Source organism: Mucilaginibacter yixingensis (genome assembly GCF_041080815.1).
In the GTDB taxonomy this organism is placed as follows: domain Bacteria; phylum Bacteroidota; class Bacteroidia; order Sphingobacteriales; family Sphingobacteriaceae; genus Mucilaginibacter; species Mucilaginibacter yixingensis.
This window is the reverse complement of sequence record NZ_CP160205.1, coordinates 2,641,751-2,657,819: the sequence shown is the minus strand read 5'-3', so window position 1 is coordinate 2,657,819 and position 16,069 is coordinate 2,641,751. Positions and strand designations below refer to the sequence as shown.

Sequence of the window (16,069 nt, the reverse complement as noted above, 5' to 3'; positions counted from 1 at the left end):
GTTGATGGAATGCGGGGATATCTTTTTTGCGCCTGCGCGTTACCGGACACGCGCGGAGGCCTGGCACCCGATCATTTACTGGGGCGAACATGATGTGGATCATTTTATCGGCCTGAGGGTGACGCATGGCCGCTCCGAACGGTACTCGGATAATGTGCGCCTGCAGGACGAACGCTATTTCGAGTTTTGTTCCGGGGATTTCAGCGACAGCTAAGTCGTTGGCCAGGCGCTGATCAAAAAGAACGAATGGGGAAGCCGGGAGGCGCGCTGGTTGGCCGGTTCAGCGAGGAAGGCCTGGCGCTGACCGAACGCGGGATCATCGCGAGAACGGTGCCCCGTTCTTGGGCGGAATACCGGGATTTTTGAGGTTTGCCGGTTTCAGTATGATTCAGTTACTTCCATCAATTGTGTTAAATCCTTTTCCTCTAATTCGATCATGCTGCGCCGCGATCGTTGTTTCGGGTACTGCGGCGTTCCCTGAAGATCGATTTGCTTGTTATACGGCTGTTTTAATTTCATTTTGATCTGCTTATTTCCATTTCCAGGCAGCGGAGCAGGTCTTCCCGCATGACGGCTACTTTGACAACGTAGACGTCTTCATCCGTCGGCGCGGGCGTGGCTGATCCGGTGGGTGTCGGAGCCGTTGCCGGCTGCGCTTCCGGCAGCACTGCTAATCCCAACGGGGCGCAGGTAATTTAGGGATATCAAAATTTCTATTTTAATATCTTACGAGTTAAAATCGCTCAATTATCAAATTCCCGCAAAAACGTCTACGATTTTCGTCGCATAATTTCCTTAATTATTGCCAAAATCGCAGAAAGTTGTTCAATCCTACGCTCGTGATCCCCGGATGGCGGTAAGTACGTTTGTGAGAAAACAGGGATAATAGAACCTATTGTGATGTCCATCCAAAAGCTTTTTGTTGCGGTAGGCAGTGATTTTGACTATCTGACCGACCATGCATTTAGCGAAAAAAATACTTTTCTTCTGTGGCGAATCTTCCTGTCCCTTTTTGTCCTTCAAGGTCATAACGATGAAGCTTTAGCAGACAGAGCAACCCGTTTTATTGAGCGGTTCCACCATAGCTATCCCGAATTGTTTTGTACAGATATCACTCAGGATGATTAACGACCTGGCTATTTACTGATAGGCCAGTATCATTGTGGTATTTAGTAAATCACCAATGTTGCAGGGTTTGCTTTTAATCCATGCATGGGGCAGACCAATGTGCCATCTTTTTCGAGCATCTCAGTGCCAAAATGCGGGCAACGTCTTCCTGCGCATACCTGGCCGGTAAAGCTTTTATACCCGGCATGATATTTCTCAATATTAGCCGGGGACAATACCTTCGAATGCATAGTAACCCTTCGGTGTATCAATAATTACCGCGCTGGTATATCCATCCTGTAAATTAAAATGCTGACGCATACGCGGATGAATTTCAAAGCGGCCATCGATATGGTAATGGAGGTGTGGAAACCCGAACTGAGGATCGGAATGAAGATGATTTAACACGGGTATGAAATACATGCGATTATCCTCCCGCCAACGCAGTTGAGCACAGGACACCTCATGAAATTCACCGACCTGAAAGTCAATCATGATAACAAAAATGTCAAATCAACTGATAGCTCACAGTGCCTGACTGATCATCTTTTAGCTACGCTCAAACCAAACTGAAAATTTTTTGTCCACACTATTAGATTACGCTAAAAATATTAGCATAATCTAATAGTCCCAAAATTGAAGTGTTATGGCAGGCGCCATGGAATTGGCGATAGTTGCCGCCGGTTTTACGCCAGGCGAGGCTGATTTACTCCGGCGCAGCATGGCGACCTTTAAATTTAATGGTCTGGTTACAAAGTTCGAACATAAGCTGATCAACGGAATGACCGCCAGGGGATACACTAAAGAATATGCGCAGCGTATATTCAAGCAGCTCGAAGGTTTTGGCAGCTACGGTTTTCCCGAAAGCCATGCTGCCAGCTTTGCGCTACTGGTTTATGTTTCCTGCTGGCTCAAATACTATTATCCTGACGCCTTCGCAGCTGCATTACTGAACAGTCAGCCGATGGGGTTTTATCAGCCTGCTCAGATCGCGCGCAATGCTGAAGAACATGGTGTGAAGATCTTGCCTATCGATATCAATCATTCTCACTGGAATAATACGCTGGAGAGTAAAGACGGCAAGTATTGCGGCCTTCGCCTCGGCTTCCGGCAGATCAAAGGAATGCGGCAGGAGGAGATGGAAAAGATTACGATAAATAGGGTTATTCCCTACACTCAACCACATCAGCTTTGCGATGCTGGTATCAGCGTCGCAACCATGGAACAATTAGCTAATGCAGATGTGTTTCGTTCTATGGAACTTGGCCGGCGAGAGGCACTATGGGAAGTTGCGGCGTTGCATGACAGACCCATTCAGCTTTACGAAGGCCAGCTGTCGGAAAGCAATTATGAGCCCCAGGTACAGTTGCCCCTGCTCCAGCAATCAGAACATGTTGTCCAGGATTATGCTACTACAGGGCTTTCAATCAAAGGTCATCCGATTAGCTTCATCAGGCACCAGTTGGATATGCTGCGCATTATACCTGCTAAGCAGGCCAATCAAACTGAGAATAAAACATTTATCAAAACTGCCGGCCTGATTCTAATCCGCCAGCGCCCAGCACGGCCAAAGGAGTTTGCTTCATTACGCTCGAAGATGAAACCGGCACTACTAATCTAGTTGTTTTTCCTAAGCTATTTGATAAGTTCCGCAAAGAGATTCTGCACGCGCGGTTGCTGATGGTCGAAGGCATGGTAGAATGTACCGAGGTAACTCATATTATTGTCAGGAGGGTATTTGACATCACTAAGTTGCTGGGAAATCTGACCGCAATACCTAATGAGCAGCAACCAGTGCTCACGCTGGAGAATTCGCTGATATTGACCACCTGATTTCGGCGCAAACTGACCACCGATTCCGCGGGAAAGTGACCACCTGATTTCGGAGGAAACTGACCACCCCGAACGAGCCACATATGCTGTAGAAGCAGGCCTATTTTTGAGGTTTAACAACTTCACTAATGGCCAACACTACGATAAGCATGAGTAAGATAAGACAGATCCTCAGGATGTACAGCCAGGGCCGCAGCAAGCTATCGATAGCGGCCCAGACCGGCGTGTCACGCAATACCGCAAAGAAGTACCTTATTGCGTTCGATGCCAGCGGCTTTACGTTCGAGGAAATCAATACCCTTAATGATAAGGAGCTGGAGGACTTCTTTGGCAAAAGCAGTGAACGTCCCCCGGACAAGCGAATGGTGGCCCTGCAACGCTGTTTCCCGCAGATAGATAAAGAGTTAAAGCGTGTCGGTATGAACCGCCGCATCCTGTGGGAAGCTTATATCAAAGAGTTCCCTGACGGGTTCAAGTACACCCAATTCTGCTTTTATTACAACCAGTGGAAAGCCCGCGTGAACCCCACGATGCACCTGGATCATAAAGCCGGTGATAAGCTGTATGTGGACTTTGCCGGTGAAAAGCTAAGCATAGCGGACAAGGATACCGGTGAGGTCATCGAGGCCGAGGTGTTCGTTGCTATCCTTGGCGCCAGCCAACTAACTTACGTAGAAGCTGTGCTGAGCCAGCAGAAAGAAGACTTTATAGCAGCCTGTGAGAATGCCCTGCACTTTTATGGCGGCGTACCTGCCGCCATCGTTCCCGACAACCTGAAGGCTGCCGTTACCAAGAGTAACCGCTATGAGCCAACGCTGAACGAGACCTTTGCTGACTTTGCCGACCATTACGGAACGACCATCTTACCAGCGAGGGCGTACCGCCCTCGTGACAAAGCACTGGTAGAAGGAGCCGTTAAGATCGTTTACAGCCGTATCTACGCACCTGTTCGCAAAGAGGCCTATCATACCCTTGCAGAACTGAATATCGCGATCAAGGTCGCTTTAGAAGCACATAACAGCCAGCCGCTGAAAGGCCGCAATTACAGCAGAAAGCTCCAGTTCGAGGAGATAGAACGCCAGGCACTCTCGCCATTACCGGCATTACGTTATGAGTTCAAACGGCAGCACCAGGCCACTGTAATGAAGAACGGACATGTTTGTCTGGGTATCGACAAACACTACTACAGCGTACCGTACCGCTTTATCGGCAGGAAGGTCAAACTGCTGTATTCCCGCACCAACGTAGAAGTCTACTACCACTATGAACGCATCGCCATGCACAGGCGCATCAAAAGCCCTTACAGCTACACAACGGATAAAGATCACCTGGCTTCGACACACCGCTTTATGACCGAATGGACACCCGATAAGTTCCTGGAATGGGCAGCATCCATTCACGAGGATGTGAGGCTTTACATCCTGAAGATACTGGACCGAAAGCAACATCCGGAACAAGCTTACCGCTCCTGTATCGGTATCCTCAGCCTGGCGCGCAAGGCAGGTAACGAAAGGCTGGCCAGCGCTTGCAGGCGTGCGCTCGGCTATGGCGTGTACAACTACAAGACCATACAGCAGATACTGGAGAACAAGATGGACAGCTACGAGGAAAGCTTATTTGCTGACGAGCTGCCTATGCCCAGCCATGACAATATCCGGGGAGAGAACTACTATAAATAACCATTAATGAACAGATCGATATGAACACGAACACCTTAGACAAACTTCGCAAACTGAAGTTCTATGGCATGTACCATGCCTTTAAAAGCTGCCTGGAAACGGGACAGACCGCAGAATACACCACTGATGAACTGCTGGCCCACCTGGTAGAGGCCGAATGGGACGACCGGCAGAACAGGCGCATAGAGCGTACGATCATGTATGCTAAGTTCCGCTATAAGGCCTCGGTAGAGAACATCCACTACCATGCCGACCGTAGTATCGACCGCAATCAGGTAATGCGCCTGGCAGACTGCCACTTTATTGACCGGAATGAGAACCTGTTGATCACAGGCAGCACCGGTATCGGCAAAAGCTATATCGCTTCTGCTATCGGACACCAAGCCTGCATACTGGGTTACCGCGTGTTCTATGCCAGCACACCCAAACTCTTTGCTAAGCTGAAGATGGCCAAGGCAGATGGTTCCTACATGAAGGATGTAGCCAAACTGGAACGCCAGCAACTACTGATCCTGGATGACTTCGGTATACAACCTTTTGATGCGCAGAGCAGGGCCGCACTGATGGAGATCATTGAGGACAGGCACGGTAAGACATCCCTGATCATCACCTCTCAGCTGCCGGTCAGTAAATGGTATGAGGTCATTGGTGAAAAGACGATCGCTGATGCTATCCTCGACCGCATCGTGCATGATGCGCACCGGATGGAACTAAAGGGAGAGTCGATGAGAAAAAGAAGGCCCGCAGAGCCCGAAAAAAGCTATCTGCAAAACACACTTTAAATAACTACTTTTGACAACGCTTCTACAGCGTTCGCTGCGCTCGTTCGCCAGCACTTTGGGTGGTCAATTTGCCACGGAATCACCTGGTCAACTTCTCCGTATTATACACTCACGCTGTCTCGCGCAGACGAGAAAGCTTCGCCGTTTATACCAATGGAGAAACCGTTAAAAAGCCCGCAGGCGGAAGATGCGATACATAAGGGGCGGAATTTTAGGTAAGCAATTTTTAGGGTAAAGATTATCCTCTTATCTTCGGGATCACCTTTTCCTGAATAACATCATGGCTAAATACGGCTTGTTTACACCATATACATTGCGGTTTCATTCAGATCTATATAATGAACCAGCAAGTAATCTCTTGAAACGATCACTCATACTTTTTGACAACAATGTTTATTTAGAACCCAGAAAACAAGATGTTGGATTTGTAGAGCAAATGATTGGAGAAACTACTGACGAAGAAAAAAAAGAAATATCGGAGTTTTTTAAACCTGTTTCAGAATTTGTAAATGAAGAATTGATGGACAATTTGCGATTTACAGTCAATCCCGAAACTAACCTTTGGTATGGGCCACATGGTCAAGAATTTGGTTTGTTTATGAAAAACTTTATAACCAAACGCTTTGGCTTTGATGCATTCAATTATAAAGATGCCAAGGAGTTCGAAATCGTCGATTTTTACATCACTGCAATGTCAGCAGACTTTAACTTCTTGTTGAACATTTCAAACCATGATTCGGAGATCTCTGCATTGTTTACTGAACTACATCGCGATTCGTATTTCGCCACATTTCAAAATAATACGAGTACCCCGGAGCGAGTCCTTGAAAAGGTTTGTTCGGTAAATTACTTTGATTTTGCGAAACTGTCGTGGAGTGAGTTATTGGAATTAAAACGAAGCCATTTTTTAAATGATTTCCGAATTAAGTTTTACGAGTGGTTGGCTGATTTTGAAAAGACAAATGATACCAAAACTTTCGAATCAAATCTCGCAAGTTATATACGCTCATCCCAGTTTAAATTCTTAGAAGACAACCGCCCGACTTTAATAGAGAACACTGCGATGGGGGTTTTAGGTAATTTGCCGATATTTCCAGGTCTTAATCCTTTTTCAATATATTCCTCGTTTATCGGGGTAAGAAGTGATTTGCTAAAACGGTCAAATTACGGATGGTTGTTTTTTATTCAGGAAGCCTACCAGAAATATGAGAAAATCATTAAAGAATAGATTTTTTTAAGAAAGGTACGCCTGAATTACTATAATGACTTTGATAATTCGAACTCAATTGCATAAATAAACGACTCGATCTCCTTTATAGCTTGATTCACTATAATTTCATCTAATTGCACAACAACACCTTCTTTTGTTTTGCCATTACGGTGAACCAAATCGTGTCTGGTTCTAACAAGTGCTAGTGGTCGTTGTAAATCGGGAAATTCAATGCCAAATGTGGCAATGTACATTTGTTTTACCGTCACTAAGTTGTGATAAATAATTTCAAGCATAACGGTCTTCGCCGTCTCGGCAATTACCGCATGTTTTTCAAATAATTCGTTGAGCGTAAATGTTCTTTTGCTGAACTCAGGATATGTTCTAACGAAATTTTGAAGAAATGCCGCGTTGCTTCTGGTTAGCTTAATAAAAGTGTCCGATAAGTAAGTTTCCATACTTCCCATCAGGCCTATAAAAACCTGACGCTTAAGAATCAAGTTTGTCGAATCACTCCCTGCATTTAAAGCATTTAGTGCCCTCAAATCGGAAATTTCTCCAACGAAATTACCATACGCTCCATCGCTGTCATTTATGGCATCCCATTGATAATCATATTCTTCGATGCCGATGATTTCATCGAAAATATCTGGAGAAACAATTACTTTATTATTCTCTAAACCTTCAATTTTATCTGCTAATGCTTTGGAAATCTTAAAAAATTCAATTGTGTAACTGGTAATTCGCCCACTCGCGTTTTTATTAGCTTCAATTTCGTAAATTGAACCATGGAGATCAAGCCAGGTAACCCCTAATGCTTGAGCGATGGCATTGCCTTCGTCATCTTCCTGCATCTCTATATACAATTCTTTCATGTAGCCCATAATGCCTTGTTAGATTTAGTTAATTGTATAGCTTTAAGCAGCTGGATAGATCAATTCCTCTGCAATATTTAGATATGTCAGGTCAATTGGTGGTAAAGTATCATAATTCGTTGGATTAGCGTCCCGTTGTGTTAAGTATTCCTTGGTGATGGTGCAAAAATCCATATCTTTTGACATTACTTGAGTCCGTGCTATCTCTTGCATACGCTGTACCGATGGATTACCTAATAACCATTCGTATGCCACATCATCGCTTGGTATAGCGGGCATGCGCCATTTGTTATCTTTATTATGAATCTGGCGGAACAAGGCGTTTGCTTTTGTAGTTGCAAAAGCAAATGTGTAAACCAACTCGCCGGTTTCTTGATCCAATACCTGGTTATATAAGCCCGGTAACCACCAATATTCTCGGTCTTTCATAGTCACCATGTATGGAAAAGCTTCTGTTGCTTTAAGCGGCTCACCTTTTTTTTCGATTTTGTTAATGTGCCGGTTCTCTACCATGCCCGTCGATAATACTAAGCAGGTGCGACCTGCTTCTACCGCATTAGCCCACATTGATTTATTACCTTTGTCATTGGTAAGCATATTCTCGGACTTAAAATTCATGGTCGTGTACGAGCGAATGAAGGCTTGAGCTTCGTCATGCGTTTTAATTGCGCCTGGTAAATAGCCCCAAATGGCCTAACGTTAGATCGAAGTCAGTTTTGTCCGAATTAGCTACAGCAATCGCCGAAGGCTGGAACATAAAACCATTATATACGCCAACATTAAGAAAATTGTAGTTTTTTACAGCTTTCTCCAGATTTTTCAATCGAATAAACTCGGTGCGGGTGATTTTTTGTCCGTTGTAGTAGCACATGCTTGTATCCTCCTATATTCACGAAGATAAGCAGCCACCGCTTTACCTGCAAATTCGGCTTCGGCCTGGCGCCCTTCTGGAACTGATGTCCAAAATTTTTCATCGTCGCTGTTTACGGCAATTGTAATATTCAATGGTGGACGCCCATCTGGGAAGATAATATGAAAGATGCGTGCAGTTTTTATTTTATGATTTGTCACTTGTGCCGGTTGACCTCCCCAGTCGATTTCAAACGCTTTTGAATCTTCCATTTTATAAAAATACTAATTTAATTAGTTATTTCAAATTGCAAACAGTTCCATATATTAAATAAATTGGTTATTTAGTCAAAGGATCGCAATTGCCTACAGTTTTTCATGTGCGTTTAAGTGTGGCGTCTTATACTGCGGAGAATAAACCCACTCATGTAAGGTAAAAGGAGGGAGATGCGGGAGTGCCCGGAGCTAGGAATTGTAGTATATTTAATCTTTATTATCAATAACTTCTAATACAGCATCTTTGTATCTCTGCATCTTTTTATCATCTGGATTAATTATTTCTGAGTTTCAAATCAGCTAAGCACCATGCTTTATACCAGGGAAGAACTCAAAGCACATACGAAAGAAGAATCGGTAGTTGCGACGAGTTGTAGTATAGGAGAGATGTAGGGCTGGAAATTGCTCGGCGCGCCAGTAGTGTTGGCGCAAGAAACGTCACATGTTCGGTCGATTGTTTTATTGTAGAACAGTGCGACGGGTTTTTACGGATGGTATTTTATAAGTTTTATCAGGCTATATTTTAAGGTGCCTTATATTTACTCTCATCCATGAGTAAATAGTTCTACTTTTTCTTAAAACTCCATCAACTCCTTCAATGGCAGTCCCAAGCCTTTAGCCAGTTCCGTAAGTGAAATCAATGTGAGATTAAACTCCCCATTCTCATACTTTTTAACATCAGCATGATCAATATTACAATTGAGAGCAAGTTTGCGGAGGGATAGATTCTGTTTCTTGCGAAGAGATTCGAGATGCTTCCCAAATCTGATAAGTATATCCTTATGAGCTTCGCTTACCATTTGATTTATAGTAAAGCGAAAATTGTTGTTTTTTAATTCAAAAGTGGTGGGGTATATTCCACCACTTTGTATATTTGACTGAGAATGAATAATTATTTCGGCATATTTTGTAATATTAGATAGCCAATTATTAGTTAAACTATGTCAAACCCAATTGATCAAGGGAATTCTCATGTCCCTCATCTGTCCGATTCAGATGTATCATCAAAACCTAAAAGATCAAAGCGACAATTTTATTTTGCTTTAGGGCTCATCCTTCTTTGGGCGTGCACTTTTAGAAATTCGATAGATCGGATTAAAGGAACGCAGTCTTAAATCAAAAGGAATAAACTTGTTAGGGTGACATAGCGAATCCCACCATCGCCAAAGAGGTTGCTGGTCATATAGATAAATATGTGAGGCAAGGAAGTCTACCTCTAAGTAATGCTGGCTACATTCCTCAAAGAAAAAACGCCAATCGCCTTCAAAATGGACATCATCCTCTATAAGCCAATAGTAATCATATTCTGGACAGGCTAAAAAGAAATCATAGAGTGGAAAATGGCAACTGCCCGGTACAATTTTAGGAGCCAGTGGGGTGCATCCTAAATCGTTTAAAATTGAATCTGTAAAAGTGTGGAGTCTTAGTTCACTGAATTCATAAGGAAGTGTAGACCTTTTATGATACAGAATGTAAGACTCTGCAAAATGACTAGACGCGACGGAAAGATTGTTGTAAGCTTTTAATACTTTGCCATCGTGGAGTTGCGTTAAAAGTAAGACAGCTTGTTTACTCATTTATATAAGGACGTTTAAGAATGCATAGTTTATAATTGTAGATAGTGCTTCATCAAGCCCTAGTTGAATATTTATTAGATAAAGTATTCTATGTGCCGTCGTTTTTAAATTAAAGTAATCAGCAGTTTCTTTTGATAATGCGTAACAACAGGCTTCTATCCATGATTTTAAATGCAATTGTGGAAAGTGGAGTGAGGAAATTATCTCGGTAATAATAGATTGGTTTTGGGTTAACACTTGCTCTAGGAAGACATTGGGAATCCTAAATTCTATTTGCGAGCTAACTAAGTCTTTCTTCAAGTTATCGGGCAAAACTGATTTAAATCCTAATACAAGTTTTAATCCAATTAATAGTATTGAGTCAATTGTTGTTTCTGAATGTCTCAGTTCTGATACTATAAAAACGCTCAATACGTAAGATACAGAAAATTTGGAGGTCTTGCAGGGAGAGGGAGTTGTCGATATTTGTGAAATGTTGTAAGTAAAACATTGGGTATCTAGTTGTGGTACTTTTTTTTTCCAAATCAAATAAAAATCATCTAATTCTAAATCACTTTTTGGGTAAAACTTTAAGGAAACAAATTCGTCAGTCGAATGATTTAATTCGATGTGAAAAATAGCACTGTTATCGACCTGGTCTAGAAATAAATGTATCTGTTTAAAAACTATATGCCAATGAGATATGTTCCCTTCGCAAACTATGTTAACACAATTAGGGACATGATTATTCATGTTTTGCAAAATATCCATATCTACAATCCGTATTTAATTCAAACTACATTGACGGCTACAACTTTGAATCAGTCAGTTTTAAAGGACTGATCTCGTTTTGGAAAAACCACTCGCTATATTCTTTTAAACCAAATTCAATGGATATTTTGGAGGAATATCCAAGAAGCTTATTTGCCTTGCCAACATCAGCATATGTAACCGGTACGTCTCCTTGTTGAACGGGATAGTTTACTATCTTCGCTTTTCTATCACAAAGCGTTTCGATTTTTTGAATTAAATGGTTAAGGGTTATTGGATTACCGCATCCAATATTAAATATTTCAAAATTGGATGAATCATATAACATTGCTTTTGTGATTCCATCAACTACATCTGAAACATGAGTGTAATCTCGAATTGATTCACCGGATCCATAAACGGGAATAGGTTGATCGTCTCTTATATTTCTGAAGAATTTATTTATTGCTAAATCAGGTCTTTGGGATGGACCATAAACTGTAAAAAATCGAAGTGCAATAAAACGAATATTATATAGTTGTGAATAGACTCGCCCAAGCATCTCATTGGAGATTTTTGACCAAGCATAAGGGCTTATAGGTAAAAGCTCTGCATTTTCTTTCCAAGGGCTGTCAGGGTTTAACCCATAAACACTGCTTGAGGACGCAAAGACGAATTGAGTGATATTTTGTTTGCGAGCATATTCCAATAGATTTAATGTGCCCGCCACATTTACATCCTGGTAGTCTATAGGGTTATTGATACTAGCTCTAACCCCTGCTTTTGCTGCTAAGTGTACAATAATGTCAATCTGAGGTAAGCTATTCAGTACTTCATAGTTACGTATATCACCATTGATAAATGTATAAAAAGCATTTGTTAGAAAAGATGAAATGTTTTTTTCTTTGATTTCTTTTGGGTAGAAAGGGTCGAAATTATCTATAACGAAAACATTGTATTCGGTATCAGACAACAAGAAAGAGGTCAATTGGCTTCCAATAAAGCCCGCGCCTCCTGTTATCAATATATTTTTCATTTATGGTAGGCTTAGGTTTGTAAATAACAGAAAGTTATCTTTCTTCTCTCTGTAAAGTAATTTAGTAATATTACAAATTTTAAACACATTTGCCAAATGTTGTTGATCTAGGTATTTGTAGATTGTTTTTAGCAAAAGAAGCCTTCCGAAGGCTGATCGTTTTGAGAAAACCAAATCACTCTATTGAATAAATAAGAGCTTTTAAACGAGCACGTGTAGCCGGCATAAAAGTCTAGTCCAAAAGCCGCCTCCATATCGAGGCGGCTTTTTCATTTGAGGGAGGAAGATTACTTGTGGAAGGTGCCTTCTGCATTCGGATCCGGCGTGGCTAGATCTTTTGACAATCTGCCGGTTTGTTGATCAGGCATGGCTTCAGACTGTACTTTACAGATAGCATCCGAAGATGAACAGAATGAATTTGCAGTAACCGCGGTCACGATGTAATCGTTTCCTTGAGTGCCTACGACCCCCCAGCTAACAGCATCCTGGTGATGTGCAGGCGCCATGGCGTGAGCACCGCTCAGGCCCAGAATGGTCACGATGGCTACCATCGCGATCCTTGCTTTTTGAAGAAAGCTTTTTTTGTTGTTGAACATAAAAATAAGATGTTAAGGTAATGCCTACTCTGTTACAGGTTTTCGGCTTGTCCTGATTCATTGCGCATAGAATATCTTTAATTACTTTCAGGTGTTTGTTTTTGAAGCAGGATGCCATAGATGGCAATTGCGGTAAAGACGATATTAAAGATCAAGTGTTGGGTCCAGCTCATCCGGTTGAATACGCCGGCACAAGCACAGGGTACCCGGTCGAAGAAATGAAAGGTGACGAGTGCCACATATACGGTAAAGGTGGTCATCATGATAGCTGAGAGCCAAAGCCCGGTCGTTCTAACCTTGGGTATGAAAAGTAGCAGGGCTGTCGCTAGTTCTGCTACCGGAAGGCCAATGACCAAGAATGGTGTAAAGTGGTTATCGAATGGCTGATTGTCGATCTGCTGAATAAAGTGATGCATATCCATCAACTTGCTGGCCGCCGTAAAAATGAACAATAAGGCCAGCAGCCAGGCGGTTGTTTCAATAAGCCAGGGATTCGGTTTGGGGTTTTGTTGCTGGGTTTTCATAGGTTAATGCTTGTAGTGCTTGGTGAATGTTTAACTGGATAGTGGCTAACGCAGGACGCTCTTTACGCTGTGGAGCCAGACAATGGATCACGGTAGCCGTCAGTAATGGCGACTGGGTTAGACGAAGCAATTTGGCTTTGGTGATCTGTAGGGTTGTGTCAAGGAATTCTCGCGGTGGGCAGCCGGTAAGAGCAAAACATAGCAATGCGCCGAGTGAATAGATGTCTTCTTTCTGATCAGGAACTGCATATTCCAGTTGCTCCGGCGCTGCATAGCCAAACGTGCCCAGTAGAAAAGGCGGGTTGGGTAGTTGCTCGGTTAATGAGTAGGTGAGCTCAAAATCGATGATACATAACTCGCCATTCTTCAGGATGATAAAGTTGCTGTCGGTAATGTCACGATGGATAAGACCATGCTGATGTATTTTGTCAACAAGACCGATTGCCTGCAAATACCAGATGAGGATCTGGCTTCGGTTTTGAATATTGAGCCCAGACCATTCTGTTCCGTTAAGTATATCACGGATGGCCTGACCGAACGAAAGCCCTTCAGCAAATTCAGTGATCAGGTAACATGCGCCATTTCGCTCGAAGTAGTCGATATATTGTGGCGTATGGACGTTAGCCTGCACGCGCTGAATGATCTCCCGTTGCCATAGTAACCGATCTTTCATATCCCGGTCGAAATGGTCGTCAAGTGCTACCGGCTTACCTTGTTTGATCAGGCACCAATTAAAAGCAAATCCTTTTAAATTGATCGCCTTGATCACGTCGCCTTTTGGGGACTTACGAAGGGTTTGAACGGGAAGGTAACCACCGCCGAGTATCGAATTTGATTTGGCTTTTCTGAGATATTGTTTAGGAATGGGTATCGGCAGTTCGTCGGGTTTCGGTCTGGTAAGAAGCACCTGATCGTCTTGCAGGTTCACCTGTTGTAGATAAAGAACGTCAGCGAGTTGCTGGGCCTGTGAGACTACCGGGCCTTTGAAGAGTTGCGTTATAACGATGAGCTCACTAGTAATGCTTTGTAGCAGTTCAGCGTCTTGCAAGTAGATGGAAATAACCTTCCCGCATTCTTCCTCACCAAAAACACCTGAATTAAGTCGGTATTGCTGCGATTGGTTTTTGATCAGCCGGAAGGGTAGGGCGGTTTTCTTTAAATAAGGAAGAACGGTACGTAATAGGTCAGGCGTCTGTAGGGTTTTACAGCTGATGAAAATCATAAAGCCTTTTGTTGGCGACAACAGGCCACTTGTCAGGCATTTATCGTCTTCTTTGTAGGGTATACGCTCGGCTTTCAGCAGCGGCGCATAGTTTTGCAGGTGAATATAGAATGCTTTCTCCATGATCGTTCGGTTTTGGTGAGAGCAAAACTCGTCAGGGTGAAAGACATAAAACGTCACTCATCTTTTTTTAAAAAATATTTGTTTGCTGAACGGTCATAGACGATTTGATGCCCATTTTCCCGAAGGTGATTGAGCATACGTTTGACCGTCCGTGTACTGACACAAAAACGGATGGCCGCGGCATCCAGCGATCCGAAGCGGCCTTTCTCCAATAGCTCTAAGATATAAGCTAAGCGCTGTTCGTATGATCTGTAATCCACTTTATCATAGGGTTTAAGATAAAGTTGGCCAAACAAAGATCAACAGCCTATAAAAAGCGATTGTAATTTATTAGTCCAGGTTCTTTGATATGTCCCTGTAGACAATTCCCTGCTGGATTGCTGCCATTTTCTTTTCCTGTGATGGTTTCGATAAAAGGCTGCCGAGCTTTTTAAGGGTGTGATAAAAGGTATGCAGGTTGATACCTGTTCCGTATTTCGGCTTGGGCATTAAAAGATAGGCGGAGATCTCCAGGACCTCTGCGATCTCGTAGATCCGGTTGAGGGTAATCTCTGTTTTTCCGCTTTCAATATTGGAATAGGCAGGCTGTGAGATCTCGAGCATAAAAGCCATATACTCCTGGCTATAGTTTTTGATCAGTCGCTGGATCCGGATCTTTTCTCCTATAGTATCCATGGTATTCATAGGTGTATGTTATAAGCAAAAATAATAATTTAAAAGTAAGGCTTTTAGCTTCCGAGGCTAATAGAACGGAGTTTTATCGCAATTCCCGCTGTTGGGAAGAACCCTTATTTCTCTTTATAAAATGAAAGATCTATCAGAAAAAGAAGCCGAAGAAATTAAAGGAGGGCTGAAGGTAAGCATGGAAGACTGTGGTTACAATGTAGCCATGTCAGCATCGCTAGGGGGCTTGTTCGGAGGTGCCGGGGCAGTGATTGGTGCAGTCGCAGCAGCTACCGGTCCATCTTGCTTAGGCTGGTGGTAAAAAGACTGAGCCGGGCAAACCGGCTCAATCTTTTATATAACCCCAGGAAAAAGAACGAACGTCACCAAAATGCCACCTAATGCACCGAAGAAATGTAGTTCATGATTAATCATTGAATTCTTCCCTCTTAATTTATAAACGATTAAACCTAAGATATAGATCAGTGCATCGCATTTGTTCGGAATCGCCCCGATAAGGGGGAGGTACAAAGCTGTTACTTCTGGTTTCAGGATAGTGTAGCAAAACATACAACCAAGGATGCTCCCAGAGGCACCGGCACCGGAAAAATCAAAATCACTGCGGTGGATGATCGTCACTGCTACCGTACCGAATAGCATGCTTGCCAGGTAAACTACCAGGAACTTTAAACTACCATACTCATAGGTTGCTCTTAGTAGCTTTTCCAACTTCCCACATACTAAAATAAGCATGGCCTCATTGAGCACGAGGTGCACCATGTCATTATGCACAAAGTCAGCAGTGAAAAGCCGGTAATATTCGTTTGAGCGAAAAATGCTGACTGGATGTAACAGCAGCTTCCCGAAGTATACCGAGTTTAAGAATGAAACGCAGCTACTGATAAATATCAGCAGCGCAATGGTCCAGGTCATAGGCATAGGGTAGAGATTTTAGGGTTTGCGACCAATCATAAGTAATCAGTTCCGG

Annotated in this window: 23 protein-coding genes; 8 read left to right on the top strand and 15 right to left on the bottom strand. The window is 43.0% G+C overall.

The features are described from left to right. Nucleotides 1–4 precede the first annotated feature (4 nt). Nucleotides 5–214, top strand: a complete 210-nt coding sequence (locus ABZR88_RS10915; RefSeq protein ID WP_107831763.1) for a hypothetical protein — start codon at nucleotides 5–7, stop codon at nucleotides 212–214. A 164-nt stretch (nucleotides 215–378) separates the two neighbouring features. Here ABZR88_RS10915 and ABZR88_RS10910 read toward each other — a convergent pair whose 3' ends face one another. Next, nucleotides 379–519, bottom strand: a complete 141-nt coding sequence (locus ABZR88_RS10910; RefSeq protein ID WP_211309881.1) for a hypothetical protein — start codon at nucleotides 517–519, stop codon at nucleotides 379–381. Between the two features lie 381 nt (nucleotides 520–900). Between ABZR88_RS10910 and ABZR88_RS10905 the strand changes: the two genes are divergently transcribed. Then, the gene (locus tag ABZR88_RS10905; RefSeq protein ID WP_107831765.1) at nucleotides 901–1,128 is read left to right on the top strand and encodes a hypothetical protein; all 228 of its coding nucleotides are present in this window, start codon (nucleotides 901–903) and stop codon (nucleotides 1,126–1,128) included. A 201-nt stretch (nucleotides 1,129–1,329) separates the two neighbouring features. Here ABZR88_RS10905 and ABZR88_RS10900 read toward each other — a convergent pair whose 3' ends face one another. Then, on the bottom strand, nucleotides 1,330–1,602 hold the full coding sequence (locus tag ABZR88_RS10900) for a hypothetical protein (RefSeq protein ID WP_107831767.1): 273 nt from the start codon (nucleotides 1,600–1,602) through the stop codon (nucleotides 1,330–1,332). Nucleotides 1,603–1,753: 151 nt separating this feature from the next. On the opposite strand from ABZR88_RS10900, the gene ABZR88_RS10895 reads away from it, so the two are divergent. From ABZR88_RS10895 to ABZR88_RS10875, 5 genes are all read left to right on the top strand, one after another. Continuing rightward, nucleotides 1,754–2,728 carry a hypothetical protein gene (locus tag ABZR88_RS10895; RefSeq protein ID WP_245917127.1) on the top strand — a complete coding sequence of 325 codons (975 nt, stop codon included), beginning with the start codon at nucleotides 1,754–1,756 and terminating at the stop codon, nucleotides 2,726–2,728. Next, nucleotides 2,626–2,940, top strand: coding sequence for an OB-fold nucleic acid binding domain-containing protein (locus tag ABZR88_RS10890; RefSeq protein WP_369434724.1), 315 nt, complete (start codon nucleotides 2,626–2,628; stop codon nucleotides 2,938–2,940). Before ABZR88_RS10895 ends, ABZR88_RS10890 begins: the two co-directional genes overlap by 103 nt. A 149-nt stretch (nucleotides 2,941–3,089) precedes the next feature. Next, entirely contained in the window at nucleotides 3,090–4,619 is a 1,530-nt protein-coding gene (gene istA / locus ABZR88_RS10885) for an IS21 family transposase (RefSeq protein WP_369434689.1), read from the top strand. 20 nt (nucleotides 4,620–4,639) lie between these two features. After that, a complete protein-coding gene (istB, locus tag ABZR88_RS10880; RefSeq protein ID WP_107831783.1) occupies nucleotides 4,640–5,401 on the top strand; it encodes an IS21-like element helper ATPase IstB in 762 nt (253 codons plus the stop codon). A gap of 280 nt (nucleotides 5,402–5,681) precedes the next feature. Next, nucleotides 5,682–6,629 (top strand): hypothetical protein, encoded by a 948-nt coding sequence (locus ABZR88_RS10875; protein ID WP_107831703.1) that lies wholly within the window; start codon nucleotides 5,682–5,684, stop codon nucleotides 6,627–6,629. A gap of 29 nt (nucleotides 6,630–6,658) precedes the next feature. Here ABZR88_RS10875 and ABZR88_RS10870 read toward each other — a convergent pair whose 3' ends face one another. From ABZR88_RS10870 to ABZR88_RS10815, 12 genes are all read right to left on the bottom strand, one after another. After that, complete coding sequence (locus ABZR88_RS10870) at nucleotides 6,659–7,495, bottom strand: hypothetical protein (RefSeq protein ID WP_107831705.1); 837 nt, start codon at nucleotides 7,493–7,495, stop codon at nucleotides 6,659–6,661. 33 nt (nucleotides 7,496–7,528) lie between these two features. Then, a complete protein-coding gene (locus ABZR88_RS10865; RefSeq protein ID WP_107831707.1) occupies nucleotides 7,529–8,176 on the bottom strand; it encodes an SOS response-associated peptidase family protein in 648 nt (215 codons plus the stop codon). Between the two features lie 129 nt (nucleotides 8,177–8,305). Beyond that, nucleotides 8,306–8,608: a hypothetical protein gene (locus tag ABZR88_RS10860; RefSeq protein WP_107831709.1), complete on the bottom strand. Its 303-nt coding sequence runs from the start codon at nucleotides 8,606–8,608 to the stop codon at nucleotides 8,306–8,308. Nucleotides 8,609–9,186: 578 nt separating this feature from the next. Beyond that, entirely contained in the window at nucleotides 9,187–9,411 is a 225-nt protein-coding gene (locus ABZR88_RS10855; RefSeq protein ID WP_107831711.1) for a helix-turn-helix domain-containing protein, read from the bottom strand. Nucleotides 9,412–9,654: 243 nt separating this feature from the next. Next, nucleotides 9,655–10,188: a hypothetical protein gene (locus tag ABZR88_RS10850; RefSeq protein WP_107831713.1), complete on the bottom strand. Its 534-nt coding sequence runs from the start codon at nucleotides 10,186–10,188 to the stop codon at nucleotides 9,655–9,657. Continuing rightward, nucleotides 10,189–10,938, bottom strand: a complete 750-nt coding sequence (locus tag ABZR88_RS10845) for a hypothetical protein (protein WP_146166621.1) — start codon at nucleotides 10,936–10,938, stop codon at nucleotides 10,189–10,191. 37 nt (nucleotides 10,939–10,975) lie between these two features. Then, nucleotides 10,976–11,953 (bottom strand): NAD-dependent epimerase/dehydratase family protein, encoded by a 978-nt coding sequence (locus tag ABZR88_RS10840; protein WP_107831717.1) that lies wholly within the window; start codon nucleotides 11,951–11,953, stop codon nucleotides 10,976–10,978. 287 nt (nucleotides 11,954–12,240) lie between these two features. Further along, entirely contained in the window at nucleotides 12,241–12,549 is a 309-nt protein-coding gene (locus tag ABZR88_RS10835; protein ID WP_107831719.1) for a hypothetical protein, read from the bottom strand. Nucleotides 12,550–12,626: 77 nt separating this feature from the next. Next, entirely contained in the window at nucleotides 12,627–13,073 is a 447-nt protein-coding gene (locus tag ABZR88_RS10830) for a MauE/DoxX family redox-associated membrane protein (RefSeq protein ID WP_107831721.1), read from the bottom strand. After that, nucleotides 13,027–14,418 (bottom strand): protein kinase, encoded by a 1,392-nt coding sequence (locus tag ABZR88_RS10825; protein ID WP_107831723.1) that lies wholly within the window; start codon nucleotides 14,416–14,418, stop codon nucleotides 13,027–13,029. Before ABZR88_RS10825 ends, ABZR88_RS10830 begins: the two co-directional genes overlap by 47 nt. A 53-nt stretch (nucleotides 14,419–14,471) precedes the next feature. Next, entirely contained in the window at nucleotides 14,472–14,678 is a 207-nt protein-coding gene (locus tag ABZR88_RS10820) for a DeoR family transcriptional regulator (protein ID WP_170113695.1), read from the bottom strand. A 70-nt stretch (nucleotides 14,679–14,748) separates the two neighbouring features. Next, a complete protein-coding gene (locus ABZR88_RS10815) occupies nucleotides 14,749–15,102 on the bottom strand; it encodes a helix-turn-helix domain-containing protein (RefSeq protein ID WP_107831727.1) in 354 nt (117 codons plus the stop codon). Between the two features lie 121 nt (nucleotides 15,103–15,223). On the opposite strand from ABZR88_RS10815, the gene ABZR88_RS10810 reads away from it, so the two are divergent. Further along, a complete protein-coding gene (locus ABZR88_RS10810; RefSeq protein ID WP_107831729.1) occupies nucleotides 15,224–15,403 on the top strand; it encodes a hypothetical protein in 180 nt (59 codons plus the stop codon). A gap of 32 nt (nucleotides 15,404–15,435) precedes the next feature. On the opposite strand, the gene ABZR88_RS10805 is transcribed toward ABZR88_RS10810, so the two are convergent. Further along, nucleotides 15,436–16,014, bottom strand: a complete 579-nt coding sequence (locus ABZR88_RS10805; RefSeq protein ID WP_170113696.1) for a rhomboid family intramembrane serine protease — start codon at nucleotides 16,012–16,014, stop codon at nucleotides 15,436–15,438. Nucleotides 16,015–16,069: the final 55 nt, after the last annotated feature.

Coding starts and splice junctions, on each gene's coding strand:
- ABZR88_RS10915 (WP_107831763.1), top strand. CDS start 5: ATGGAATGCGGGGATATCTTTTTTGCGCCTGCGCGTTACCGGACACGC.
- ABZR88_RS10910 (WP_211309881.1), bottom strand. CDS start 519: ATGAAATTAAAACAGCCGTATAACAAGCAAATCGATCTTCAGGGAACG.
- ABZR88_RS10905 (WP_107831765.1), top strand. CDS start 901: ATGTCCATCCAAAAGCTTTTTGTTGCGGTAGGCAGTGATTTTGACTAT.
- ABZR88_RS10900 (WP_107831767.1), bottom strand. CDS start 1,602: ATGATTGACTTTCAGGTCGGTGAATTTCATGAGGTGTCCTGTGCTCAA.
- ABZR88_RS10895 (WP_245917127.1), top strand. CDS start 1,754: ATGGCAGGCGCCATGGAATTGGCGATAGTTGCCGCCGGTTTTACGCCA.
- istA (WP_369434689.1), top strand. CDS start 3,090: ATGAGTAAGATAAGACAGATCCTCAGGATGTACAGCCAGGGCCGCAGC.
- istB (WP_107831783.1), top strand. CDS start 4,640: ATGAACACGAACACCTTAGACAAACTTCGCAAACTGAAGTTCTATGGC.
- ABZR88_RS10875 (WP_107831703.1), top strand. CDS start 5,682: ATGGCTAAATACGGCTTGTTTACACCATATACATTGCGGTTTCATTCA.
- ABZR88_RS10870 (WP_107831705.1), bottom strand. CDS start 7,495: ATGGGCTACATGAAAGAATTGTATATAGAGATGCAGGAAGATGACGAA.
- ABZR88_RS10860 (WP_107831709.1), bottom strand. CDS start 8,608: ATGGAAGATTCAAAAGCGTTTGAAATCGACTGGGGAGGTCAACCGGCA.
- ABZR88_RS10855 (WP_107831711.1), bottom strand. CDS start 9,411: ATGGTAAGCGAAGCTCATAAGGATATACTTATCAGATTTGGGAAGCAT.
- ABZR88_RS10850 (WP_107831713.1), bottom strand. CDS start 10,188: ATGAGTAAACAAGCTGTCTTACTTTTAACGCAACTCCACGATGGCAAA.
- ABZR88_RS10845 (WP_146166621.1), bottom strand. CDS start 10,938: ATGGATATTTTGCAAAACATGAATAATCATGTCCCTAATTGTGTTAAC.
- ABZR88_RS10840 (WP_107831717.1), bottom strand. CDS start 11,953: ATGAAAAATATATTGATAACAGGAGGCGCGGGCTTTATTGGAAGCCAA.
- ABZR88_RS10835 (WP_107831719.1), bottom strand. CDS start 12,549: ATGTTCAACAACAAAAAAAGCTTTCTTCAAAAAGCAAGGATCGCGATG.
- ABZR88_RS10830 (WP_107831721.1), bottom strand. CDS start 13,073: ATGAAAACCCAGCAACAAAACCCCAAACCGAATCCCTGGCTTATTGAA.
- ABZR88_RS10825 (WP_107831723.1), bottom strand. CDS start 14,418: ATGGAGAAAGCATTCTATATTCACCTGCAAAACTATGCGCCGCTGCTG.
- ABZR88_RS10815 (WP_107831727.1), bottom strand. CDS start 15,102: ATGAATACCATGGATACTATAGGAGAAAAGATCCGGATCCAGCGACTG.
- ABZR88_RS10810 (WP_107831729.1), top strand. CDS start 15,224: ATGAAAGATCTATCAGAAAAAGAAGCCGAAGAAATTAAAGGAGGGCTG.
- ABZR88_RS10805 (WP_170113696.1), bottom strand. CDS start 16,014: ATGACCTGGACCATTGCGCTGCTGATATTTATCAGTAGCTGCGTTTCA.